This is a genomic window from Rhizobium sp. BK316 (genome assembly GCF_014193695.1).
Classification (GTDB): domain Bacteria; phylum Pseudomonadota; class Alphaproteobacteria; order Rhizobiales; family Rhizobiaceae; genus Rhizobium.
Map to the genome: position 1 here is coordinate 270,223 of NZ_JACHZR010000003.1, position 24,617 is coordinate 294,839.

General features: G+C 60.7%; 20 protein-coding genes and 1 pseudogene. 13 read left to right on the forward strand and 8 right to left on the reverse strand.

Translation table 11 applies throughout. The features are described from left to right. Positions 1–81 precede the first annotated feature (81 nt). From chvE to FHT87_RS15460, 8 genes are all read left to right on the forward strand, one after another. Complete coding sequence (chvE, locus tag FHT87_RS15425) at positions 82–1,146, forward strand: multiple monosaccharide ABC transporter substrate-binding protein (RefSeq protein ID WP_183731973.1); 1,065 nt, start codon at positions 82–84, stop codon at positions 1,144–1,146. A 93-nt stretch (positions 1,147–1,239) separates the two neighbouring features. Further along, a complete protein-coding gene (gene mmsA / locus FHT87_RS15430) occupies positions 1,240–2,778 on the forward strand; it encodes a multiple monosaccharide ABC transporter ATP-binding protein (protein ID WP_183731970.1) in 1,539 nt (512 codons plus the stop codon). Next, positions 2,775–3,983, forward strand: coding sequence for a multiple monosaccharide ABC transporter permease (gene mmsB / locus FHT87_RS15435; RefSeq protein WP_183731967.1), 1,209 nt, complete (start codon positions 2,775–2,777; stop codon positions 3,981–3,983). Before mmsA ends, mmsB begins: the two co-directional genes overlap by 4 nt. A 106-nt stretch (positions 3,984–4,089) precedes the next feature. Further along, positions 4,090–5,085, forward strand: coding sequence for an AraD1 family protein (gene araD1 / locus FHT87_RS15440; protein ID WP_183731966.1), 996 nt, complete (start codon positions 4,090–4,092; stop codon positions 5,083–5,085). Positions 5,086–5,146: 61 nt separating this feature from the next. Then, positions 5,147–6,580: an aldehyde dehydrogenase family protein gene (locus FHT87_RS15445; RefSeq protein ID WP_183731963.1), complete on the forward strand. Its 1,434-nt coding sequence runs from the start codon at positions 5,147–5,149 to the stop codon at positions 6,578–6,580. Between the two features lie 62 nt (positions 6,581–6,642). Continuing rightward, complete coding sequence (gene araD, locus FHT87_RS15450) at positions 6,643–8,382, forward strand: L-arabinonate dehydratase (protein ID WP_183731960.1); 1,740 nt, start codon at positions 6,643–6,645, stop codon at positions 8,380–8,382. A 118-nt stretch (positions 8,383–8,500) separates the two neighbouring features. Continuing rightward, a complete protein-coding gene (locus FHT87_RS15455) occupies positions 8,501–8,743 on the forward strand; it encodes a type II toxin-antitoxin system prevent-host-death family antitoxin (RefSeq protein WP_183731957.1) in 243 nt (80 codons plus the stop codon). Continuing rightward, positions 8,740–9,150: a type II toxin-antitoxin system VapC family toxin gene (locus FHT87_RS15460; RefSeq protein ID WP_183731954.1), complete on the forward strand. Its 411-nt coding sequence runs from the start codon at positions 8,740–8,742 to the stop codon at positions 9,148–9,150. Before FHT87_RS15455 ends, FHT87_RS15460 begins: the two co-directional genes overlap by 4 nt. Positions 9,151–9,208: 58 nt before the next feature. On the opposite strand, the pseudogene FHT87_RS15465 reads toward FHT87_RS15460, so the two are convergent. From FHT87_RS15465 to FHT87_RS15495, 7 genes and pseudogenes are all read right to left on the reverse strand, one after another. Beyond that, positions 9,209–9,549: pseudogene (locus tag FHT87_RS15465) on the reverse strand (HD domain-containing phosphohydrolase); the annotation flags it as partial. Between the two features lie 44 nt (positions 9,550–9,593). Continuing rightward, complete coding sequence (locus FHT87_RS15470; protein WP_183803085.1) at positions 9,594–10,418, reverse strand: transglutaminase family protein; 825 nt, start codon at positions 10,416–10,418, stop codon at positions 9,594–9,596. Between the two features lie 12 nt (positions 10,419–10,430). Then, positions 10,431–11,372, reverse strand: coding sequence for an alpha-E domain-containing protein (locus tag FHT87_RS15475; protein ID WP_183731947.1), 942 nt, complete (start codon positions 11,370–11,372; stop codon positions 10,431–10,433). Beyond that, positions 11,372–12,781 carry a circularly permuted type 2 ATP-grasp protein gene (locus tag FHT87_RS15480; protein ID WP_183731942.1) on the reverse strand — a complete coding sequence of 470 codons (1,410 nt, stop codon included), beginning with the start codon at positions 12,779–12,781 and terminating at the stop codon, positions 11,372–11,374. The genes FHT87_RS15475 and FHT87_RS15480 overlap by 1 nt, the downstream gene beginning before the upstream one ends. Positions 12,782–13,079: 298 nt before the next feature. Continuing rightward, positions 13,080–14,798 carry a DEAD/DEAH box helicase gene (locus tag FHT87_RS15485; RefSeq protein WP_183803986.1) on the reverse strand — a complete coding sequence of 573 codons (1,719 nt, stop codon included), beginning with the start codon at positions 14,796–14,798 and terminating at the stop codon, positions 13,080–13,082. Between the two features lie 217 nt (positions 14,799–15,015). Beyond that, positions 15,016–16,134: a DNA alkylation repair protein gene (locus FHT87_RS15490; protein WP_183803088.1), complete on the reverse strand. Its 1,119-nt coding sequence runs from the start codon at positions 16,132–16,134 to the stop codon at positions 15,016–15,018. A gap of 74 nt (positions 16,135–16,208) precedes the next feature. Then, positions 16,209–16,535, reverse strand: a complete 327-nt coding sequence (locus FHT87_RS15495; protein ID WP_183731936.1) for a hypothetical protein — start codon at positions 16,533–16,535, stop codon at positions 16,209–16,211. 324 nt (positions 16,536–16,859) lie between these two features. On the opposite strand from FHT87_RS15495, the gene FHT87_RS15500 reads away from it, so the two are divergent. Next, positions 16,860–20,273: a response regulator gene (locus FHT87_RS15500; RefSeq protein WP_183803091.1), complete on the forward strand. Its 3,414-nt coding sequence runs from the start codon at positions 16,860–16,862 to the stop codon at positions 20,271–20,273. Here the strand turns inward: FHT87_RS15500 and mnmD are convergent. Further along, positions 20,267–20,989 (reverse strand): tRNA (5-methylaminomethyl-2-thiouridine)(34)-methyltransferase MnmD, encoded by a 723-nt coding sequence (gene mnmD / locus FHT87_RS15505; RefSeq protein WP_183803094.1) that lies wholly within the window; start codon positions 20,987–20,989, stop codon positions 20,267–20,269. The genes FHT87_RS15500 and mnmD overlap by 7 nt on opposite strands. Between mnmD and FHT87_RS15510 the strand changes: the two genes are divergently transcribed. From FHT87_RS15510 to uraD, 4 genes are all read left to right on the forward strand, one after another. After that, positions 20,988–22,166 carry an FAD-binding oxidoreductase gene (locus FHT87_RS15510; protein WP_183803097.1) on the forward strand — a complete coding sequence of 393 codons (1,179 nt, stop codon included), beginning with the start codon at positions 20,988–20,990 and terminating at the stop codon, positions 22,164–22,166. The two genes, mnmD and FHT87_RS15510, sit on opposite strands and share 2 nt — an antisense overlap. A 115-nt stretch (positions 22,167–22,281) precedes the next feature. Next, on the forward strand, positions 22,282–22,989 hold the full coding sequence (locus FHT87_RS15515; RefSeq protein WP_183803100.1) for a DUF1045 domain-containing protein: 708 nt from the start codon (positions 22,282–22,284) through the stop codon (positions 22,987–22,989). 98 nt (positions 22,990–23,087) lie between these two features. Then, positions 23,088–24,011, forward strand: a complete 924-nt coding sequence (gene puuE, locus FHT87_RS15520) for an allantoinase PuuE (RefSeq protein WP_183803103.1) — start codon at positions 23,088–23,090, stop codon at positions 24,009–24,011. Then, entirely contained in the window at positions 24,011–24,508 is a 498-nt protein-coding gene (gene uraD, locus FHT87_RS15525) for a 2-oxo-4-hydroxy-4-carboxy-5-ureidoimidazoline decarboxylase (RefSeq protein WP_183731918.1), read from the forward strand. The genes puuE and uraD overlap by 1 nt, the downstream gene beginning before the upstream one ends. Positions 24,509–24,617: the final 109 nt, after the last annotated feature.

Consider the following 24,617-nt stretch of genomic DNA (forward strand, 5'->3'; position numbering starts at 1 on the left):
AGTAACTATCCAATACGGAACCTGCCACAGTTTCGGGGCGGGCGATTTTTCGTCCGCGAATCTTTAACAAGGGAGAGAGAAATGAAATCCATTATCTCATTGATGGCTGCGGCTGCCTTCGGCGTCGCATCGTTCGTTATGCCGGCATTGGCGCAGGACAAGGGTCTGGTCGGCATCGCAATGCCGACGAAGTCCTCGGCTCGCTGGATCGACGACGGCAACAACATCGTCAAGCAGCTCCAGGCCGCTGGTTACCAGACCGACCTGCAGTATGCTGACGACGATATCCCGAACCAGCTTTCGCAGATCGAAAACATGGTCACGAAGGGCGCCAAGGTTCTCGTCATCGCTTCGATCGACGGCACGACCCTTTCGGACGTTCTCCAGAAGGCTCACGATGCTGGCATCAAGGTCATTGCCTATGACCGCCTGATCCGCGACTCTGCCAACGTCGACTACTACGCCACCTTCGACAACTTCCAGGTTGGCGTTCTCCAGGCTGGCACGATCGTCGACAAGCTCGGCCTCAAGGACGGCAAGGGTCCGTTCAACATCGAACTCTTCGGCGGCTCGCCTGACGACAACAACGCCTTCTTCTTCTACGACGGCGCAATGTCTGTCCTGCAGCCCTACATCGACAGCGGCAAGCTCGTCGTGAAGTCCGGCCAGACCGGCATGGACAAGGTCGGCACGCTGCGTTGGGACGCGGCAACGGCCCAGGCCCGCATGGACAACCTGCTCTCGGCCAACTACACCGACGCCAAGGTTGACGCTGTCCTGTCTCCATATGACGGTCTGTCGATCGGCATCATCTCGTCGCTGAAGGGCGTCGGCTACGGTACGGCTGACCAGCCGTTGCCGGTCGTCTCCGGCCAGGACGCCGAAGTTCCGTCTGTCAAGTCGATCATCGCCGGCGAACAGTACTCGACGATCTTCAAGGACACGCGCGACCTCGCAAAGGTCACCGTTCAGATGGTTGACGCAGTCATGTCCGGCAAGGAGCCTGAAGTCAACGACACGAAGACCTACGACAACGGCGTCAAGGTCGTTCCGTCCTATCTGCTGAAGCCGGTTGCCGTCGACAAGACCAACTACAAGCAGATCCTCGTCGACGGCGGTTACTACACCGAAGACCAGCTGAAGTAATTATGAATGGCCGGGACCCGCGTGATTGCGGGTTCCGGTCTTCGATTCTATGATCGTCGGGCCATTTTCGGTCGCGGCGTTGGGTTTTTAGTCATGGAAAATACAATCCTCGAAATGCGGAACATCACCAAGACGTTCCCGGGCGTGAAGGCGCTCGAGAATGTGAACCTCAGGGTTCGCCAGGGTGAGATCCACGCATTGGTGGGCGAAAACGGGGCCGGCAAGTCGACCCTGATGAAAGTGCTCTCCGGCGTCTATCCGGCAGGAAGCTATGAAGGCGACATCGTTTATGAAGGCGATGTGCGCAATTTCAAGGTCCTGAAGGATTCGGAAGAAATCGGCATCGTCATCATCCATCAGGAACTGGCGCTCGTACCGCTCCTGTCGATCGGCGAAAACATCTTCCTCGGTAATGAAAACGCCAAGAAAGGCGTCATCAGCTGGGAAGAGACATACAATCGCACCAAGCAGCTTCTGGCCAAGGTGGGCTTACGCGAATCTCCGAACACGCTCGTGACCGACATCGGCGTCGGCAAGCAGCAGCTCGTCGAGATCGCCAAGGCGCTGTCGAAGAGCGTCAAGCTGCTCATCCTCGACGAGCCGACGGCATCGCTGAACGAAAACGATTCAGACGCGCTCCTCAACCTGCTGATGGAATTCCGCAGGCAGGGCATCACCTCGATCATCATTTCCCACAAGCTGAACGAGATCCGCAAGGTCGCCGACCAGATCACGGTCCTGCGCGACGGCATGACCGTCAAGACGCTCGACTGTCATAAGGACGAGATCAGCGAAGACATCATCATCAAGAACATGGTGGGCCGTGACCTCGCCGACCGTTACCCGCCGCGCTCCGTGCCGGTGGGCGAGACGATCTTCGAAGTCAGGAACTGGAACGCCTTCCATCAGCAGCATCGCGACCGCCAGGTCCTGCACGATATCAACGTGAATGTCCGCAAGGGCGAAGTCGTCGGCATTGCCGGCCTGATGGGCGCCGGCCGTACCGAATTCGCCATGAGCGTTTTCGGCAAGTCTTACGGCCATAAGGTCAGCGGCGAAGTTTTCGTCGACGGCAAGAAGGTCGATACGTCGACGGTCCGCAAGGCGATCGACGCCGGTCTCGCCTATGTGACGGAAGACCGCAAACATCTCGGCCTCGTGCTGAACGACAACATCCTGCACAACACCACGCTCGCCAATCTGCTCGGCATTTCGAAAAATACCGTCATCGACGACATCAAGGAGATGAAGGTCGCGACGGATTATCGCTCGAAGCTGCGCATCCGGTCATCGGGCATCTTCCAGGAAACGGTCAATCTTTCGGGCGGCAACCAGCAAAAGGTCGTGCTGTCGAAGTGGCTGTTCTCTGATCCCGATGTTTTGATCCTGGACGAGCCCACACGTGGTATCGACGTTGGCGCAAAATACGAAATCTACACTATCATCAACCAGCTTGCCGCCGATGGAAAGGGCGTTCTGATGATCTCGTCAGAAATGCCCGAACTGCTTGGCACATGTGACCGCATCTACGTGATGAACGAAGGACGCATCGTCGCCGAACTGCCGAAAGGAGAAGCAAGCCAGGAAACCATCATGCGCGCTATCATGCGCTCAGGGGAGAAGAAACAATGACTCCTGTCAACCCGACAACATCAGAGGAAAGCAACGTCGTTTCGATTGCCGACTATATCCGCGGCAACATCCGCGAATACGGCATGCTGATCGCGCTCGTCGCAATCATGGCATTCTTCCAGTTCTACACTGGCGGTATCCTGTTCAAGCCGGTCAATCTGACGAACCTCGTGCTGCAGAACTCCTTCATCATCATCATGGCGCTCGGCATGCTGCTGGTGATCGTTGCTGGGCATATCGACCTGTCGGTCGGCTCCATCGTTGCCTTCGTCGGCGCGCTGGCGGCCATCTTCACCGTTTCCTGGGGCATGAATTTCTGGCTGGCGGGTCTGCTCTGCCTGATCATCGGCGGCTTCATCGGCGCGGCACAGGGCTATTTCATCGCCTATCACCGCATTCCGTCCTTCATCGTGACGCTTGCCGGCATGCTGGTTTTCCGCGGCCTGACGCTCACCGTTCTCGGCGGTAAGAATATCGGCCCGTTCCCGAAGGAATTCCAGGTCATCAGCACCGGCTTCCTGCCGGGCGACATGATCGACATCTTCGGCGTTCCGACCCAGCTCACCTCGCTGGTCCTGACCGTCATCATGCCGGTCATTCTCTTCTACCTCGCCTGGCGCCGCCGCAAGGTGAACGAAAGCCATGGCATCGATGTCGAGCCGATGGGCTTCTTCATTGGCCAGAACCTCCTCATCTCGTTCGCCATCCTCTGGCTCGGCTGGCTGCTGTCGACCTACAAGGGCCTGCCGAACGTTCTCATCGTCATGCTGGTGCTGATCGCTGCCTATAGCTTCGTCACGCGCCGTACGACGATCGGCCGCCGCATCTACGCTATGGGCGGCAACGAAAAGGCGACCAAGCTTTCCGGTATCAACACCGAACGCCTGAGCTTCTTCACCTTCGTCAACATGGGTGTGCTTGCGGGTCTCGCCGGCATGATCGTTGCGCTGCGCCTGAACTCGGCAACGCCGAAGGCCGGTGTCGGTTTCGAGCTCGACGTCATTGCGGCCTGCTTCATCGGCGGCGCGTCGGCTTCGGGTGGCGTCGGCAAGATCACCGGTGCAGTTATCGGCGCATTCATCATGGGCGTCATGAACAACGGCATGTCGATCGTCGGTCTCGGCATCGACTTCCAGCAGATGGTCAAGGGTGCGGTGCTTCTCGCTGCCGTCTTCTTCGACGTCTATAATAAGAACAAGGGCTGAGCTTAGGCTCGGCCCCCGCATCGCAGTCATATGACAACTGAATTCCGGCTCCGGATGGAGCCGGAGCGGCGGAGCTTTGCCATCGCCAAACGAAAGGATTAGGACCGTGCTTATTTCGCAGATCAAGGGCGCAAACGGAGAGATCATCGTCGCCGTGCGCGAACCGGGTGCCACCGCCAAGGCCGTCAAGGGCGCTGCCAGCGTCTATGCTCTGGCGCTGGAGGCCGCAGACAGCGGCAAGTCCCTCGTTTCCGTTATCGAGGCTCACGGATATGGCGATGCCGTCGATCTGGAAAAGGCTTACGCCGAAGGCCGCTTCCTGCCGCCGATCACGCATCCGGATGCGGCACACCTGCATCTGACCGGCACGGGCCTGACGCATCTGGGATCGGCTGCGACGCGCGATTCCATGCACAAGAAGACGACCGAGGCCGCAGAGGAAACGCTGACCGACTCCATGAAGATGTTCAGGATGGGTCTTGAAGGCGGCAAGCCGGCCGCCGGCCAGAAGGGCGTTCAGCCCGAGTGGTTCTACAAGGGCAATGGCTATGGTGCTGCTGCTCCGGGCGCTCCGCTCGTTTCGCCTTCTTTTGCGCTTGACGGCGGCGAAGAGCCTGAAATGGCCGGCATCTACGTGATCGCCAAGGACGGCACGCCGTTCCGCATCGGCTTTGCGCTGTCGAACGAGTTTTCAGACCACGTCACCGAGCGGATCAACTATCTCTTCCTCGCCCATTCCAAGCTGCGCCCGGCAAGCTTCGGTCCGGAGATCCGGATTGGTGTGGCGCCCGAGGATATCCGCGGCACGTCGCGCATCAAGCGCGGCAACCATGTGATCTTCGAGAAGCCGTTCCTGTCGGGCGAGGCGAACATGTCTCACACTTTCGCCAATCTGGAATATCACCATTTCAAATATGGCCTCTTCCGTGTGCCGGGTGATGTGCATGTACATATGTTCGGTACGGCGACGCTTTCCTTTGCCGATGGTCTCAAGGCGGAAGAGGGCGATGTTTTTGAAATCGAGGTCGCCGAATTCGGTCTGCCGCTGCGCAATCCGCTGAAGGTTGCGGCCGAAGAAGAGATCGTCGTCAAGCAGCTCTGATTTCCAAGGCCGGTCGCCACGAAGCGGCCGGTCATTTGTCATAGAGGAGGCTCCAAGGCCCATGACCGTCCATCAGAATCTCATTGCCGGCGAATGGACCGGCACAAATGCCGCCGAGAACATCAACCCGTCCGATACGAACGAAGTGGTCGGTCTCTACGCCCAGGCGAGCGCCGAGGATGCCAAGGCGGCGATATCGGCTGCCAAAGCGGCTTTCCCGGCCTGGTCGCGCTCCGGCATCTGGGAACGCCACGTCATCCTGAAAAAGGCTGGCGACGAGATCATGGCCCGCAAGGACGAGCTCGGCGCTCTGCTCGCCCGCGAAGAGGGCAAGACACTGCCCGAAGCGATCGGCGAAACCATCCGCGCCGCGCAGATCTTCGAATTCTTCGCAGGCGAAGCGCTGCGCCTTGCCGGCGAAGTCATTCCGTCGGTGCGTCCGAACATCGGCGTCGAGATCACCCGCGAGCCGCTCGGCGTCATCGGCATCATCACGCCCTGGAACTTCCCGATCGCTATTCCCGCCTGGAAGATCGCCCCGGCGCTCTGCTACGGCAACACCGTCGTCTTCAAGCCGGCCGATCTGGTTCCCGGCTGTTCCTGGGCGATCGCCGACATTCTGCATCGCGCCGGCCTGCCGAAGGGCGTTTTGAACCTCGTCATGGGCAAGGGCTCGGTCGTCGGCCAGGCGATGCTCGACAGCCCCGATATATCAGGCATCACCTTCACCGGTTCGACCGGCACCGGCAGGCGTGTCGCTACCTCCTCCATCGAGCATAACCGCAAGTTCCAGCTGGAAATGGGCGGCAAGAACCCGATGGTCGTGCTCGACGATGCCGACCTCACCGTCGCTGTCGAAGCCGCCGCCAATTCCGGCTTCTTCTCCACCGGTCAGCGCTGCACCGCCTCGTCGCGGCTGATCGTCACCGAGGGCATTCACGACAAGTTCGTTGCCGCACTCACCGAAAAGCTGAAGACCATCGTCGTCGACAATGCCATGAAGCCCGGCACCCATATCGGCCCCGTCGTCGATGCCCGCCAGCTCCAGACCGATACCGACTATATCAAGATCGGTAAGGACGAGGGCGCCAAGCTCGCCTTCGGCGGCGAACTCATCTCGCGCGACACGCCCGGCTTCTATCTGCAGCCGACGCTCTTTACCGAAGCGACCAACCAGATGCGCATCAGCAGAGAAGAGATCTTCGGACCGGTCGTGTCCCTCATTCGCGTGAAGGATTACGACGAGGCGCTGGCGACCGCCAACGACACGCCGTTCGGCCTGTCCTCAGGCATTGCCACGACCAGCCTCAAGCATGCGACGCATTTCAAGCGCAATTCCGAGGCCGGCATGGTGATGGTCAACCTGCCGACCGCCGGCGTTGATTTCCACGTCCCCTTCGGCGGCCGCAAGGGCTCGTCCTACGGCCCGCGCGAACAGGGCAAGTACGCCGCCGAATTCTACACAACCGTCAAAACCGCCTACACGCTGGCTTGAGACCAAGCGCGATAACCCTGATCGTACGAGGCGGTCAGGGGATATCCTGAAGGACAGAGACTATGAAGAAGAAAGCAGAATGGCCGCGTAAGCTGAGGTCGCAGGAATGGTACGGCGGCACGAGCCGCGACGTGATCTACCACCGCGGCTGGCTCAAGAACCAGGGATATCCGCACGACCTGTTCGACGGACGCCCTGTTATCGGCATCCTCAACACCTGGTCGGACATGACGCCGTGCAACGGCCACCTGCGCGAGCTCGCAGAAAAGGTGAAGGCGGGTGTCTGGGAAGCCGGTGGCTTCCCGCTCGAGGTACCGGTCTTCTCGGCCTCCGAAAATACCTTCCGCCCGACCGCGATGATGTACCGCAATCTGGCGGCTCTGGCCGTCGAAGAAGCGATCCGCGGCCAGCCGATGGACGGCTGCGTGCTGCTCGTCGGCTGCGACAAGACCACGCCGTCGCTGTTGATGGGTGCCGCCTCCACCGACCTGCCGTCGATCGTCGTCACCGGCGGCCCGATGCTGAACGGCTATTTCCGCGGCGAACGCGTCGGTTCCGGCACGCATCTGTGGAAGTTCTCCGAAATGGTGAAGGCCGGCGAGATGACGCAGGCCGAATTCCTCGAGGCGGAAGCTTCGATGAGCCGTTCATCCGGCACCTGCAACACGATGGGCACGGCCTCCACCATGGCGTCCATGGCCGAAGCGCTCGGCATGGCACTGTCCGGCAATGCCGCGATCCCGGGCGTCGATTCCCGCCGCAAGGTCATGGCGCAGCTCACCGGCCGCCGCATCGTGCAGATGGTCAAGGACGACCTGAAGCCTTCCGAGATCCTGACGAAGCAGGCCTTCGAAAACGCCATCCGCACCAATGCGGCGATCGGCGGATCGACCAATGCCGTCATCCACCTGCTGGCGATTGCCGGCCGCGTCGGCATCGACCTGACGCTCGACGACTGGGACCGTTGCGGCCGTGATGTTCCGACGATCGTCAACCTGATGCCGTCGGGCAAGTACCTGATGGAAGAGTTCTTCTATGCCGGCGGCCTGCCGGTCGTGCTGAAGCGCCTCGGCGAAGCCGGCCTGCTGCACAAGGATGCGCTGACGGTATCAGGCGAAACCGTCTGGGACGAAGTCAAGGATGTCGTCAACTGGAACGAGGACGTCATCCTGCCGGCCGAAAAGGCGCTGACCTCCTCGGGCGGCATCGTCGTGGTGCGTGGCAATCTCGCGCCGAAGGGCGCGGTGCTGAAGCCATCAGCAGCTTCGCCGCATCTGATGGTGCACAAGGGCAGAGCGGTCGTCTTCGAAGACATCGACGACTACAAGGCCAAGATCAACGACGACAATCTCGATATCGACGAAAACTGCGTCATGGTCATGAAGAACTGCGGCCCGAAGGGTTATCCGGGCATGGCCGAAGTCGGCAACATGGGTCTGCCGCCGAAGGTGCTCAAGAAGGGCATTACCGACATGGTGCGCATCTCCGATGCGCGCATGTCCGGTACGGCCTACGGCACCGTCGTGCTGCATACCTCGCCGGAAGCGGCTGTCGGCGGCCCGCTCGCTGTCGTCAGGAACGGCGACATGATCGAGCTCGATGTGCCGAACCGCCGCCTGCATCTCGACATTTCCGAAGAGGAACTGACAAAGCGCTTGGCCGAATGGCAGCCGAACCATGACCTGCCGACATCGGGCTATGCCTTCCTGCATCAGCAGCACGTCGAAGGGGCCGACACCGGCGCCGACCTCGACTTCCTCAAGGGATGTCGCGGAAGTGCAGTCGGCAAGGACAGCCACTAACGGGCGTATCCGAGATTGGGATCGTTGAAGAGGCGGGGTGAAAGCCCCGCCTTTTCTTTGCACTTGTTAGACAACGAAATGACGCTATATTCTGTACAAATGTATAGGAGATATGGTCATGCCTAAAATGGTCGGCGCGGCGGAGTTCAAGGCGAAATGCTTGAACCTTATCGATCAGATGCGGAACGACGATGAATCTATCGTTATCACTAAGCGCGGCAAGCCGGTTGCCGTGCTTTCGCCGGCACGTGAGCCAAGCAGGCGCAAGAGCATCATCGGTGCGATGAAGGGCAGCGTATCGCGCTATGACGATCCGCTGTCTCCGGTCGCTGAACCAGAGGATTGGAACGCGGTTCGTTGATCGTCATCGACACGCATATCCTCGTCTGGGCAATGCAGGACGATGCACGCCTCGGCTCACAAGCCCGGCGCATCATCGACGAGATGACGGAGAAAAGCCGAATTCTGATTTCGGCAATTACACCTTGGGAAATCGCGGTGCTTGTGCAGAAGGGACGCTTGGCGCTTGGCGACGATGTCGGGCGATGGATCAATGGCGCGCTGTCTCTGCCCGGACTCCAACTCGCGCCGATTGAACCTTCCATCGCGATAGACAGCGTTCGGCTCCCTGGTGAGTTTCATGCCGACCCTGCCGATCGCATCATCGCAGCCACCGCCCGTTTCCATCGTGTACCGTTACTTACGGCCGATCAGGCAATCCTCAACTACGGCGCACGCGGCCATCTCCAGGTCCTTGCGGCTGGTTAACAGCGGAGCCTCAAGTTGCTGCCGGGGAGCCGATGTCGATCCACGGAAAATTCTGGATCTAGCCGTTGGAGACTGCCATGCGGCGCTCGTCCTCGGCCCCATGTGCAAAGAGCATGCGGATTGCCGGCCAATTGCGACGGAAGGCCGCCACGCAGGCCGGGTCGAAATGCGTGCCGCTGCAGGCGACGATTTCGCGGTAAGCCTTCTCCATCGGCCAAGCCTGCTTGTAGGGGCGCTTAGAGCACAGCGCGTCGAAGACATCGGCGACGGCGACGATGCGTGCCTCGATCGGGATCTCATCGCCGGCAAGGCCGTTGGGGTAACCGGTGCCATCCCATTTTTCGTGATGGCCGCCAATGATGGCGTGGCGACACGTGAAAGCTCAGCCGAGCTGTTTGCGTGTTTCTACAGGCGGGACGGCCGCAGCAAATCAGCCTGTTCTGTCAGCTCTGGCTTTGGCTCTGCATCTGGCTGCCGTCCTCGACCTTCACCGTGACCGAGAGCTTTTCACCAGGTGTGCCGATGCGCATGCCCGATACCGGAGCTGCATCCTTGTAAGAAAGACCGGAGGCTGTGCGGACATAGCGGTCATCCGGGCAGATCTTGTTGGCGGGATCGAAGCCGACCCAGCCGAGGCCTGGAATATGCGCCTCTGCCCAGGCATGGGTGGCGGCCTGCTCGACCTTTTCTTCCATCATCAGATAGCCGGAGACGTAGCGCGCCGGCATATCCAGTGCGCGAGCGGCGGAGACGAAGATATGGGCGTGGTCCTGGCAGACGCCGGTCTTCTTCTCCAGCGCCTGTTCGGCGGTGGTTTCGGTGCCGCTGGTGCCGGGCCTGTATTTCACCGCCTCGTGGATCGCCGCCATCAGCGCATGCATGCGGGCAAGCTCGGTTTCACCGGTCACACCTTTGATCAGTTCCTTCACCAGCCTGCCGCCTTTGGTCAGCGGCGTCTCGCGCAGGAAGAGCCAGAGCGGGCAGAAGCCGGTATGGGGACCGATCACGCCGTTGCGATCCTCGGTTTCGATCTCGCCTTCGGCAACGATGCGGGTCACCTGCTGTTCGCCTTCCAGCGAGACGAGGTTCACATGATTGCCGAACTGGTCGTCATATTCGACCTCTGGCTTGGCGCCTTCGACATGCAGCGACCAGTTGATCACGGTCTGGCCGACCATGGTCGGCGGCGTCAGGCGCAGGCGCTGCAGGGAAAACTGCGCCGGCTCGTCGTAGCGGTATTCGGTGAGGTGGCTGATTTTCAGTCTCATGATCTGACCCGCTTAAGCATAGAACCGGTAGCCATCGGAGATCTCGTTGCCGAGCTTGTTGTTGCGCGCGACGAAATCCTCGAGGAATTCATGCAGGCCCTGATCCATGACATCCTTGATCTTCAGGGTCTGCAGCGTGGCGCGGATAGCATCCGCCGTATCGTGCGCGGCCAGCCGCTCGCCATAGTCCTTGGCGATGTAGCCGAGGTTGCTGACGATCTTCTCGTAGCAATAGGCGAGCGAACGCGGCATCTGGCCGTTAAGGATGAGGAAGTCGGCGATGTTCATGGCGCGGTATTCGCCGTCATAGGCCCAGCTGTAGGAACGATGGGCGGAGACCGAACGCAGGATCGACTCCCACTGAACGTTGTCGACCGAAGAGCCGACCTGCGAGATCGAAGGCAGCAGCACGTAATATTTCACGTCGAGGATACGGCTGGTATTATCGGCACGCTCGATGAAGGTGCCGATACGGGCGAAATTATAGAGCTCGTTGCGCAGCATCGAACCATGAAACGCGCCGCGGATGAGGCCCGCCCGATGCTTGATGACGTCGATGACTTCAGGCAGCTCCGCCGCCTTCAGCTTTTTCGACAGCAGTTCCTTGAGATCGATCCAGCATTCGTTGGTCGCTTCCCAGGTCTCGCGTGTCAGCGCCGTGCGCACCATGCGGGCGTTGTTGCGGCCGAAATCGATGCAGGACATGACGCTCGACGCGTTCTGGCGGTCGCGCAGCATGTAGTCGATCACGTCGGGTCCGGTCAGCTTCGAATGGCTCTCGTCGTAGAGTTCGCGCACGCCGGCGCTCTGCAGAACGCCGTCCCAATTGTCATCGCCGGCGTCGCTGCGTGTCAGCGACATGCGCAGGCCGGCATCCACGAGACGTGCGATATTCTCAGCGCGCTCGATGTACCGGAACATCCAGTAGAGCCCGTTTGCAGTTCTTCCGAGCATCAGTCCTCCAATACCCAGGTGTCTTTGGTGCCGCCGCCCTGGCTGGAATTGACGACCAGCGAGCCCTGCTTCAGCGCCACGCGGGTGAGCCCGCCCGGAATGATCTGCACCTTGTCGGAAACCAGCACATAGGGGCGCAGGTCGACATGGCGGGGTGCGATACCCTTGTTGACGAGGATCGGCACAGTGGACAGCGACAGCGTCGGCTGGGCGATGTAGTTGCTGGGCTTGACCTTCAGCTTCTCGGCGAAATCGGCACGCTCCTTCTTGGACGCGGTCGGGCCGACGAGCATGCCGTAGCCGCCGGAGCCATGCACTTCCTTGACGACCAGCTCTTCCAGATGCTCCAGCACGTATTTCAGGCTGGATGCTTCCGAGCAGCGCCAGGTCGGCACGTTCTCGAGGATCGGCTTGCGGCCGGTATAGAACTCGACGATCTCGGGCATGTAGGAATAGATCGCCTTGTCGTCGGAAATACCGGTGCCGGGCGCATTGGCGATGGTGATGTTGCCTGAGCGGTAGACATCCATGATGCCGGGAATGCCGAGGGCGGATTCCGGACGGAAGGTGAGGGGGTCGAGGAAATCGTCGTCGACGCGGCGGTAGAGCACGTCGATCGCCTCGTAGCCGCGCGTCGTGCGCATCTTCACCTTGCCGTCGATGACACGCAGGTCCGAGCCTTCGACGAGCTCGACACCCATCGTGTCGGCGAGGAAGGAATGTTCGTAATAGGCGGAATTATAGATGCCGGGCGTCAGGACCGCGACACGCGGCTTGCCCTTGCAGCCGGGAGGTGCCAGCGAAGCAAGGCTCTGGCGCAGCAGATAGGGATAGTCTTCGACGCGCTGCACCCGGTTCTCATGGAAGAGTTCCGGGAACATCTGCATCATGGTTTCCCGATTTTCCAGCATGTAGCTGACGCCCGAGGGTGTACGGGCATTATCCTCCAGCACGTAGAACTGGTCTTCGCCTGTTCTCACGATATCGGTGCCGACGATGTGAGTGTAGACGCCGCCCGGCGGGCGGAAGCCGATCATCTCGGGCAGGAAGGCGTCGTTCTTCTCGATCAGCTCGCGCGGGATGCGGCCGGCGCGGATGATTTCCTGCTTGTGATAGATGTCGTCGAGGAAGGCGTTGAGCGCGATCACCCGCTGCTCGATACCCTGAGCGAGCTTGCGCCATTCGCGGGCGGAGATGATGCGGGGGATGATGTCGAAGGGGATGAGCTTTTCGGAACTGTCGGCGTGGCCGTAAACCGCAAAAGTGATGCCGGTTTTCCGGAAGATGTTTTCAGCATCGCGGGACTTTGAAATCAGGTGCGCCCGGTCTTGGCTGTTGTACCACTCAAAGTATTTTTCATATGGCGCTCGGGGACTTTCGTCTCCGGTGATCATTTCATCAAATGCCAAAGGTGTGGCTCCCCTTTTTTGTTCATTTGAATACAACACAAAAGGCAATGCAAGAACCATGCACAGTTCGCATGGAAGATTCATAAAATCTTCTGCAATGCAAAAACGGGTGAAAAACTGGGCATTTATCAGGAGCTGGCGCGACGCGGATTCATGTCGATCCTGGCATGGCGCACAAAAGATGAGCAGGTGATTATTTCCTGCCCCGGCGACGGATCAAACTCTGTCCGTGCTGATGATCGCCATGATGCTCAAAGGAAAGGGCCGGATCACTCCGGCCCCTCATGATATCTCACACTTATGCGCGTTCGCGGCGCTGGCCGCCGCCATTGCGGCCGCCCTTGCGGCGCATGCCGCCATTGCCGTCGCGGCGCTGTTCGCCGTTCTGCTGCTGGTCGCCGTGGTTACGCGCCGGGCGGCCGTGGGCGTGCTGCTTGTTGCCGCGATGATGGCCGGTTGCCTCACCCGGTTGGGCCGGACGCTGCTGCTGATTGCGGGCCGGGCGGAAATCGGAAGTCGAGGCCAGATCGTTGTCCGGGCCGGTATCCGGCGTCAGTTCGTTGCGGCGCTGGCCGCGGAAGTCCTGGTTGCGGTTGTTGCGATGGGGGTGAGCACGACGCTCTTCGCCGCCACGGACTTCGGAGACTTCGCCCTCGTTGCGGGGGCGACGATCACCATGGCCGGCGGGACGGCCGTTGCCATTGCGGGTCTCGCTGCGGCCGCCTTCACGGCGCTCGCCACCGCGCTGGCCGCCTTCACCGCGACCACCCTGGCCGCGCTGCTGGCTTTGGTCGCCACGGCCGCGATTGTTGCTGCGGGGGGCGGCGCGCAGGTCAACCGGGGGTTCGCCGCTGGCAACTGCGATGCTGATGCCCATCAGCTTTTCGATATCGCGCAGCAGGCGTGCTTCGTCCGGGGTGCAGAAAGCAATAGCGATGCCGTCGCGGCCGGCGCGCGCCGTGCGGCCGATGCGGTGGACATAGGCGTCGGGCACTTCCGGCAGGTCGTAGTTGAAGACGTGGCTGACGGCGGGGATATCGATGCCGCGGGCGGCGACGTCGGTCGCAATCAGTGTCTTGATGGCGCCGTCGCGGAAGCCCTTCAGCGCGCGTTCGCGCTGGCCCTGGCTCTTGTTGCCGTGGATGGAGGCGACTGAGTAGCCGACCTGTTCCAGATGCTTGGCGAGCTTTTCGGCGCCGTGCTTGGTGCGCAGGAAGACGATGGAGCGGCCATCGGGGTTTTCGGTCAGCGTCTTCTTCAAGAGAACGGTCTTGTCGTTCTTGCCGGGAACGAAATGCACATACTGCTCGACCTTGTCGGCGGCCTTGCCCGGAGGCGTCACTTCCACTTTGACGGGATCGGTGAGGTAATCGCCGGCGAGATCGGCAATCGCCTTCGGCATGGTGGCCGAGAAGAGCATGGTCTGGCGGCGCTTCGGCACCATCTTGGCGATCTTGCGCAGGTCATGCACGAAGCCGAGGTCGAGCATCTGGTCGGCTTCGTCGAGCACGAGATAGCGCACGGCCGTCAGGGTGATGGCGTTGCGGTTGCAGAGATCGAGCAGGCGGCCGGGGGTGGCAACGAGGATGTCGGAGCCGCGCTCGAGCTGAAGCTGCTGCTTGTTGATGGAGACGCCGCCGACGACGACGTTGATGCGCAGCGGCGACTTGCGGATGAATTTTCTGAGACTGTCGGCGATCTGGTTCACCAGTTCGCGGGTCGGCGCCAGGATCAGCGTGCGGACCGAGCGGTTGTCCGGACGCTTTTCTTCCTTGAGCAGGCGCTCGATGAGCGGCAGGCCGAAGGCGGCCGTCTTGCCGGTGCCGGTCTGGGCAAGGCCGATCAGGTCACGGCCCTGGATGAGGAGGGGGATAGCCTGTTCCTGAATAGGCGTCGGCGTTTCGATGCCGAGTTGGAACAGGGTGGCGACGACCGGCTTGGAGACACCGAGCGATTCAAAATTGGTCAAGTCATAACCTTTTAGGGCGCGCCAAACGAAAACGCCGGATCGCCGAATGCGGTCCGGTGTCAATCTGGCGTCAAGAACCCCGCGTGAAATGGGAACTTGTAAGTTGGAAAAAGCTTTCCAGCGCGTCTTGCCGCACTTGGGTCACGGCATCATCAGAATGCGCTCTATCCTTCTTCAGCATCTGTTGCAGTGGCACGCTCACGCGGCGGCCGGAAGGTGAAAGCTGAGCGCCATGTGGTCTATTTCCTGCCGGAAGTCAAGAGGATCAGCCGACAACGACCTCTGCAGGCATGGAAAGGACGAAACTTCCTGTGGCCGTCTCCGTGCCGTTGATGAGAATTGCGATGCGATGTTCGCCGGGATAATAGCGCCGCGTCGTGATCGGCCGCATTGCGTGGCGACGCTGCACGACATGGTCTTCACCGGCTGTAAGCGTCACGGTTTTCCATTTGAAGACCTTCGGGGAGAGGGAGCCGTCAGCCTTCACGTGATGGATGGCATAGTCGATCATCAGGGATTGAGAGGCCTTGCCGGCATTGCGCAAGCGGATTTCGAAATCCAGACCTTCGCCGAAAAGCACTGATGGCTTGGGCAATCGCAATTCGCATTCCAGAGCCGATGCCGCGCCGAAGCCGAAATTGGCGAGCGCCTGGGCATGACCCTTCTTCAGCAGCGTCCGGGAGGCGTGTTTGAGAAGCCAGCGGCGTTCGGGGGAAGCCTCTTCGATATGTTCGGCAATGAAGGCCGCGACGAGATCGGGATGATCCTTGGCGATATCGTTCAGGCTGTTTGCCACCGAACGGCGAACATAGTCTTCGGGATCGTCCATCAGCGCCGTCAGAATCGGCAGGATGGGAGAAGGGTCCTTGATCAGCTGCGGCAGTCTCATCGCCCAGGGCAGGCGGGGGCGGGTGCCTTCGCTCGCCAGCCGCCGCACATGATGGTTGGGATCGTCGACCCAGCGGGTGATCGTCGCCAGCGCGCGCGGTTGATCCTGATGGATGAACTGGCGGATACCGAACTCCGCGGTGAAATGCGGCGTCAGCGCTTTCAGAAGATCGAGCGCGATATCGAAATCGCCGACGCCACGTGCGGCGATGAATCGGTTGACGGGCAGCAGCATCCAGCCGGTCAGCCCAACCTTGCCGGCGGCCGGCAGGCTCGCGCCAAGGATTGCCGCGGCTTGCGGGAAATTCTCGGGCAGGGTCGCAAGAAGCGCGTCGCGGATCAGTGCTGCGCGCTCCATGAGCTCCAGCGATTCTATGCCACCGGTTGCGAGTGCTGTGAACCGGTCGCTGTCGAAGGAAGGGGCGCCGGCGGCGATGATCTCCGCCATCGCGCGCACGAGCGCCGGATGCAGAAGGTTCTTGAGTGGTTCGGGCATCGCATATCCTCCCTCTGAAACATGCGATGCATGGCCCGGCGCCGGCGGGAGGTCAAGCGGCGCCGGTAAGACCTTCAGCGCCTGCAGACCTCGATGCGATAGGACTCGCCCCAACGGTCATAGCGCCATTCGGGATGGCAGAAGCGCGGACCGTAATAGGCAGGGTATGCGGGATAGGCCGGATAATAGGCATAAGGCCGTGGATAATAGGCGTAGGGTCCAGGGTAAGCGGGACGCGAGGCAATCGCTCCACCTACAACGCCGCCGATGACGCCGCCGGCAACACCGCCCCAGAAGGCATCGTGCGGCCGGGCGTTTGCGGTATCGGCTGTTGCCAGCGAAGCGCCGGCGAATGTCAGTGCAATCAGGCCCGCCGCCACTGTCTTATGAAGAACGGACATGTCGAATTCCTTTCGTGGTAGGCTTGTCATTGAAGCCATTGCCAGAATCCGCTCCGATCGCGGCGCGTTCATGGTCGCGCAGGCCGTGCCGGGATTAAATTTTCTCCATACTTGCCGCTCCTGAACTGGGCTGGCGGCGTTTTCCCCGCGACCTTCTGGCCATGTCAGCTCCGTGCAAGCCTTTGTTGTCACCGTGACCCACCACCTTCATGAGCCGGCTCGGGATCTTTGCCTTGCGGAATTTTATGGTTAACAGCTTGTTAAAGGCCTTGGTGTTATAGTTGTTCTAAGAGATATTTCATTCATTGCGGGAGTGAAGATTTTTTGATTTCTACCGGGGAACTCTTGGAACTGGCCTGCCGCCGGATCGCTGATCTGGATACCCCGGCCTATGTCAAAAACAGCGAACTCCGCTATGTCGCCGTCAACGAGGCCTATGCCCGCTTTTTCGGCCGCGAAATCTCCGATTTCATCGGGCGGCGCAGCCGTGAACTCTTCGACCGGCCGGAAGAAGAAGAACGTGAGGACCGCGAGCGCCGTGCGCTGGTTTTCGGCACGGAAGAGAGCGCCATCGCCTTCGATGCCGCGGGACTCAGCCATGAACCGGTGCTGATCGAGAGCTTTTCGCCCTCGCAGGACCGAGCCTATGTGCTCGGCATCTTCGATGCGCGCGAAACGCGCCGTGCCATTCCCGACGTTGCCGATACGATCGCCGCCGACCTCGGCCGTATCCGCGAGGCGCTGGAAAATCTCGATCATCCGATCGGTATCTTCGCCGAGGACGGCCGTCCGCTGATCGTCAATGCCGCCTATCGCGGGGGCAGCAGGTATGCGCCAGATGGCAGCAAGTCTGCGCCAGACGGCGGCAAATCCGCGCCGGCAGGCGAGACCGCCTGGCATGAGAGCGTGCGGGAGCGGGATCTGCTGCGTACCATCATGGAGGACCTTCCGGTTGCCGCCTTCGTGCGCGACGAGGATCACCGGCTGGTCTACGCCAATCAGTATTACGAGACCTTCACCGGCCACGCTCGATCCAAAGCACTGGGGATGACCGAGCACGAGATGTTCGGGCAGGAGGCAGGCGAGGCGATCTACCGGGAAAACCTGCTGGCGCTGAAGAACGGCGTGCTGACCGAAGTCGAGAGCACCCTGCCGAATACCGACGGCGAAATCTTTCAGGTAATCTCCCGCGTCAACCGGGTCGTGACGCCTGATGGCAAGCGCTATGTCGTCGGTTCCTTCTCCGACATCACGCCGCTGAAAGCGCGCGAAAAGGAATTGATCGAGGCGCGTGAGCAGGAAGAACTGCTGCATCAGGAAATCGAGAGCATTCTGCGTTCGCTGCCGGTCGGCGTGCTGATCCTCGATAACGATCACACCATTCTCTACGTCAATGACGAGTTCTACAGCATCTGGGAACTGCCGCTCGACGATCGCTTCGATGGGCGGCCGTTCATCGATGTCATCAAGCGCAATTACGAGCTCGGCCGTTACGGTGAGACGCAAACGCCGGAAGAGATCTACGCATTTCGTAAGGGGCTTTTCGAGGCAAGCAATCCGGAGCCGATCGAGCTCGACTGGGCTGCCGGCAAATCGGTCATCTTCGATTCCAGGCGCATTTCCAGCAACCGCATCCTGCTGACCTATTCCGATATTTCCGCCGTACGTGCGCGCGAGCAGGAAATCCACGAGGCGCGCGCGGCGCTGGAAAGCCTCGGCGAGATGATGCGCGATGCGACACATGCCATGTCGCAGGGACTTGCGATCGTCCAGGACGGCGTGATCAAGCTTTCCAATGACGGGCTTGCCGACGTGCTGCGCATTCCGGCGGAGCTGACTGAGGCGGGCCGGGGCTGGATCGATCTCTTCCAGTTCTGCGCCAATCGCGGCGATTTCCACGACAAGGCGGTCGAAACGCTGGAGGAGTGGCGGGCCAATATCGCGGCGCGCCGGCCAATCTCCACCGTCTTCCATGTCGGCGGTGAGCGCTGGGTGAACATGGAAGCCACTATCAGCGAGCGGCAGCACTGGGTGGCGCTGTTTACCGATGTGACTGAACTCAAGCAGCGCGAGGAGGAACTGACGCAGCTTTTGTCGCGTGCTGAGGCCGCCGACCGCGCCAAGTCCGAATTCCTCGCCAATATGAGCCATGAGATCCGCACGCCGATGAACGGGGTGCTCGGCATGGCGGAACTGCTTGCCAAGACCAATCTCGATACCCGCCAGAAGACCTTCGTCGACATCATCGTCAAGTCGGGCAATGCGCTACTGACGATCATCAACGACATCCTCGATTTCTCGAAGATCGATGCCGGGCAGATGAAACTGCGCAAATCTGCTTTTGATCTGGTGGAGGCTGTCGAGGATGTCGCGACGCTGCTGTCTTCGCCTGCGGCGGAGAAGAATATCGAACTGCTGGTTCGAGCCGCTCCCGATCTGCCGGCGGCCGTCATCGGCGATGCGGGGCGCTTCCGCCAGATCGTGACCAATCTCGTCGGCAATGCGGTGAAATTCACCGAGCGCGGGCACGTCTTCGTGGATATCGGTTTCGAGCCGTCTGCAGGCGGTGAGGTCATGATCAACCTGCGCATCGAGGATACCGGCATCGGCATTCCGACCGAGAAGGTGGAATCGGTCTTCGACAAGTTCTCACAGGTCGATTCCTCATCGACCCGGCGTCATGAAGGCACGGGCCTGGGCCTCGCGATCACGGCCGGCCTCGTCGATCTCTTCGGCGGCTATATCAATGTCGAAAGCGAATGGGGCAAGGGCTCGGTCTTCACCGTCAAGCTGCCCTTCGCCATTGCCGCCGCCCGCGTCGAGCCGAGGCCTCTGCCGATCAACGTGCAGGGGGCGCGCATCCTGGTTGTCGACGATAACGAGGTCAATCGCCGTATCCTGACCGAACAACTGAGCCTCTGGGGCTTCGACGGCGTTGCCGCAGAAGGTGGCGCCACCGGCTTTGCCATTCTGGAGGCTGCTGCCGATCTCGGCATCAAGGTCGATGCCGTCGTGCTCGACTATCATATGCCTGACATGAACGGCGCCGAGGTCGCGCGCCGTCTGCGCGCCGACAGCCGCTTCGTGGATTTGCCGATCATCTTCCTGACCTCGATGGATATTTCCGGCACGGAGAAAGAATTCGCGGCGCTGAACGGCCACGCGCATCTGATGAAGCCGGCACGCGCCAATGTGATGCGCAATACGGTGGTCGAGGTCGTACGGGCAAGCCGCGTCAAACAGGCTTCCGAGACCGAGATCATGCGGCTGCAGAAGGAAGTGGAGGCCGCACCACCACCGGCGCCGACACCTGCTCCGAAGAAGGGGGCGGCCGAATTCGTCGATGTCCTCGTGGCCGAAGACAACGAAGTCAACCAGATCGTCTTCACGCAGATCCTGCAGGGAACCGGGCTTTCCTTCCTCGTCGTCAACAACGGGGAGGAGGCTGTGGAAGCCTGGGAGCAGCATACGCCGCGCCTCATCATGATGGACGTTTCCATGCCCGTCATGAACGGCCATCAGGCGACGAAACTGATCCGCCAGAAGGAGCAGGGCCAAGGGCGTCGCGTGCCTGTTATCGGTGTGACGGCACATGCGCTGGAAAGCGACCGGGAACTCTGCCTCGATGCGGGCATGGACGATTACATGTCCAAGCCGATCAGTCCGGAACTTCTGGAAGACAAGATCCGCCAGTGGCTCGGCCGTGGCGAATTGCAGCCGGGCCGCTCCGGCTATTGAGGCTTGACGCCGCAGAGCATTTCCCGCTTGCCGGCAAAGCCCTTGCGCCGCTCGACAACGAAGCCGGCGCCCGCCAGATTGCGGCGCACGAAGCCTGCCGCGGCATAGGTCGCGAAGCTTCCGCCGGGAGCGGTCCTGTCACAGACGAGGCGCATGAGTTCTTCCGACCACATGTCGCCGTTGCGCGATGGGGCGAAGCCATCGAGATACCAGGCATCGAAACCGGGAGCAGCTTCAGCCACACTGCCGAGCGCGCGGCCGCAAACGACGCTGAGCCTCGTCTGGTCGTCGAGATCGAGCAGGACAAGGCCTTCGGGTGTGTCGGGCCATGCGGCCGCCAACGCCCGCCGTTCGGTGTCGATTTCGGGCCAGTGCGCCAGCGCACGGTCGATTTCATCGCGGCGCATCGGATAGAGTTCGAAGGACATGAAATGCAGGTGCTGTCCCGGCTGGCGGTAAAGCTTCCATTGTCGCCAGGTCTCTGAAAAATTCAGGCCGGTGCCGAAGCCGAGTTCGCCGATGAGGAAGGTTGAACGCCCGCTCCAGCGCTCGGGCAGGCCGTTTCCGGCGAGGAAGACGTGGCCGCATTCCAGCCGCCCGTCGGTCTGGCAATAAAAATGGTCGCCAAAGGCGGTCGAATAAGGCATATCGCCGTCGCGCCATTCGAGGGGCTGCGGCTTGCCCGCGCCGATCTGATCGGGATTGATGTCTGTCATGGAAAAAGCCGATAGTCCTGCCTCGGCCTCGGGTCAATCATCGATCGACCTCCTCATTGTCGGTGGCGGCATTATGGGACTGTGGGCGGCCGTTCATGCCGAGCGTCGCGGCATAGAAACGCTGCTTGTCGATGCCGACCATCTCGGCAGCGGGGCAAGCGGTGGACTGCTCGGCGCTTTGATGCCGCATATGCCGGACCGCTGGTCGGAAAAGAAGCAGTTCCAGTTCGATGCGCTTATCTCCCTGGAAGCGGAGATTGCGGCCATTGAGGCGGCGACCGGGCTTTCGGCCGGCTACCGGCGTTCCGGCCGGCTCATTCCGCTGCCGAAACCGCATCTGCACAAGATCGCACTTGACCATTCCGCGGATGCGGAGATCCATTGGAAGGTGGGGGAACGACGTTTCCATTGGCATGTGCTGGACCGGCCGCCGGGTGACGGCTGGATCGATCCGGCGGCCGGCGAAAGTGGTTTCGTGCATGACACGCTTGCCGCTCGCGTTGCTCCTCGTTTGCTCACCGCCGCCTTGGCGGCCTTTCTGCGCAAGGCACGCCATGTGAGGGTGCTGGAGAATACGGAAATTACAGGGCTCGATCCGGCACGCGGAATGGCCTCGATCGAGGGCGGCGCCATCACCTTCGGGCGCTGCATCCTTGCTGCGGGCTATCGATCCTTTCCCCTCCTGGAGAAGTTGACACCGGGGCTGAAGAAACCACTCGGGCAAGCTGTAAAAGGGCAGGCAGCGCTGCTTGCTGCCGATATCGATCCTGGTTTGCCGACCATCTTTCGGGACGGGCTTTATGTCGTCGCGCATGAGGGTGGGCATGTGGCAGTCGGCAGCACCAGTGAGAACAGCTTCGCCAATGCCTTTTCCACGGATGAGCAGCTCGATGCAATTATCGAAGCCGCCCGCGACATGGTTCCCGCTCTGCGCGATGCGCCTGTCATCAAGCGCTGGGCCGGATTGCGCCCCAAGGCGATCGACCGCGATCCGATGGTCGGCGCGCATCCTGCGAATCGCAACCTCATTGCCCTGACCGGTGGCTTCAAGGTCAGTTTCGGGCTGGCGCATCGGCTCGCGGAGGCGGCAATATGCATCGCAAGCGATACACAAGCGGATTTTTTATTGCCGGAAAGCTTTGGAATTTCAAACCACATCGCGGTCTCTTCACGTTAAACGTGAATTAGAGGCCGCTCCGCTTCGTTATTCTGTCATGCAAATCACCTATCTGCTTGCGCATCGAGAGCGCTGGGATTGATCCGCGCTCATTTCATCCGATGGAGGAAATCGCATGCGCTATGCCATTTGCTTCACGCCATCAGCGAGCGATCCGCTCTCGCATGTGGCGGCCAATTGGCTTGGCCGCAACGTATTTTCAGGCGATATGGTCGAGCCGCCGGCAATCCGCGGCCTCGGTATCCATGAGATCGCCTTTCATACGGCGGTGCCGCGTCGCTACGGGTTCCATGGCGTGTTGAAGGCCCCTTTCCACCTCTCATCCGAGGTTTCTGAATCGCAACTCTTGCGCGACCTCATGCGGTTTTGCGGGACGTTGTCGCCCTTCCAGATTCCGCGTCTGGAGGTTGCACGCCTCGGGACTTTCTACAGCCTGTCACCGGTCCGGCCCTGCGATCAGGTTCACTACGTCGCTTCGGCGATCGTTCAGGAGTTCGATCGTTTCCGTGCGCCGCTCTCCGAGGCGGATATCGAGCGCAGCGATCCGGACGGACTTTCGGCTGCACAATTCGCGAACCTGCATCGCTGGGGTAACCCCTATGTGATGGACGAATTCCGCTTCCATATGCCGGTCACGGGTCCAGTCAACGCCGTCGACATGCCGCGTATCGAGCAGGCGTTGCGGTCGATCTTCGATCCGGTGCTCGTCGATCCGGTGACGGTCTCGAATGTCGCGCTGATGATCGAGGAAGGTGCCGGCGGTCCGTTCCGGGTGCACTCGCTGCATCCGATGGGCAAGGTGAGCGCCCGCAAGATCGCCTGAGGCGCCGCCTCGGGCAAAAGGCCAGTTACGCACTTTTACGCCTCGACATTCCGCTCACGGATGCTACCGTTTCACCTGTCTTTTCAAAAGGTGATTTGATGGTATCCGAGACCTATGCGCGCAATCTCATCGGTTACGGGCGCAAGACGCCCGATCCGAAATGGCCAGGCGAGGCGCGCGTCGCAGTGCAGTTCGTCATCAATTACGAAGAGGGTGGCGAGAGCTCCATCCTCGACGGCGATCCGGCGTCGGAAAACCTGTTGTCGGAAATCGTCGGCGCGCAGCCCTGGCCGAACCAGCGCAATCTCAACATGGAGTCGATCTATGAATACGGCTCCCGTGCCGGCTTTTGGCGGCTCTGGCGTCTTTTCACCGACCTCAAGGTGCAGGCGACCGTCTACGGCGTGACGCTTGCCATGGCCCGCAACCCGGAAGCGGTCGCCGCCATGAAGGAAGCCGGCTGGGAGATTGCCAGCCACGGCTATCGCTGGCTGGAATACAAGGATTTTCCGGAAGATCTGGAGCGCAAGCACATTCTGGAAGCGGTGCGGCTGCACACCGAACTGACGGGCGAGCGGCCTTACGGGATGTATCAGGGCAAGCCGTCGGACAATACGCTGCGGCTGGTTCAGGAGGAGGGCGGGTTCCTTTATTCGTCGGATTCTTATGCCGACGATCTTCCCTATTGGGTGAAGGGCATCGATGAAAATCCCTTCCTCATCATCCCCTATACGCTCGAAACCAACGACATGCGCTTTGCGACTCCGCAGGGCTTCAATTCCGGCGACCAATTCTTCACCTACCTCAAGGATGCGTTCGACACGCTTTATGAAGAGGGCAAGGAAGGCAGCGCGAAGATGATGTCCGTCGGCCTGCATTGCCGTCTCGTCGGCCGGCCCGGACGCGTGGCGGCGCTCAAGCGCTTCATGGAATATGTGCTGAAGCACGATAAGGTGTGGATCCCACGCCGTATCGAAATTGCGAAGCACTGGCATGCGAACCACAAGCCGGGAACGATCTGATGATCTCGCGCAGTGAGTTTGTGTCCCGCTTCGGCGGCGTCTTCGAGCATTCGCCCTTCATTGCAGAACGGGCCTATGACGATGGCTTTGTCGGCGACAAGCTGACCGTGGACCGCGTGCACACGGAGCTCGTCGCTATTTTTCGTGCCGCGAGCGAGGAGGAGCGCCTCGGCGTGTTGCGCGCCCATCCCGATCTTGCCGGGCGGCTGGCGATATCCGGTCAACTGACGGAAGACAGCAAGAAGGAGCAGGCCGGTGCCGGTCTCGACCGGTTGAGCCCTGAAGAGCACGCGCGTTTCACCGAACTCAACTCCGCCTATACGCAGAAATTCGGCTTTCCCTTCATCATCGCCGTGAAGGGGCTGAACAAGGACGATATCCTTGCCGCTTTCGAAAAGCGGATTGACAATACCAGCGACGAGGAATTCGCGACTGCTGCAGCTGAGGTCGAAAAGATCGCGCTGCTGCGCCTGACATCCATGCTTCCGGAGACCTGATGACCGATACGCCTGATATCAGCCTGCCAGCTTTCGCCACCGGTGCCACGTGAAGGCTTGAGTTCTTTCCTCTTTCAAGCGCGTCACTTATATTTGCGGCATCAGGAGT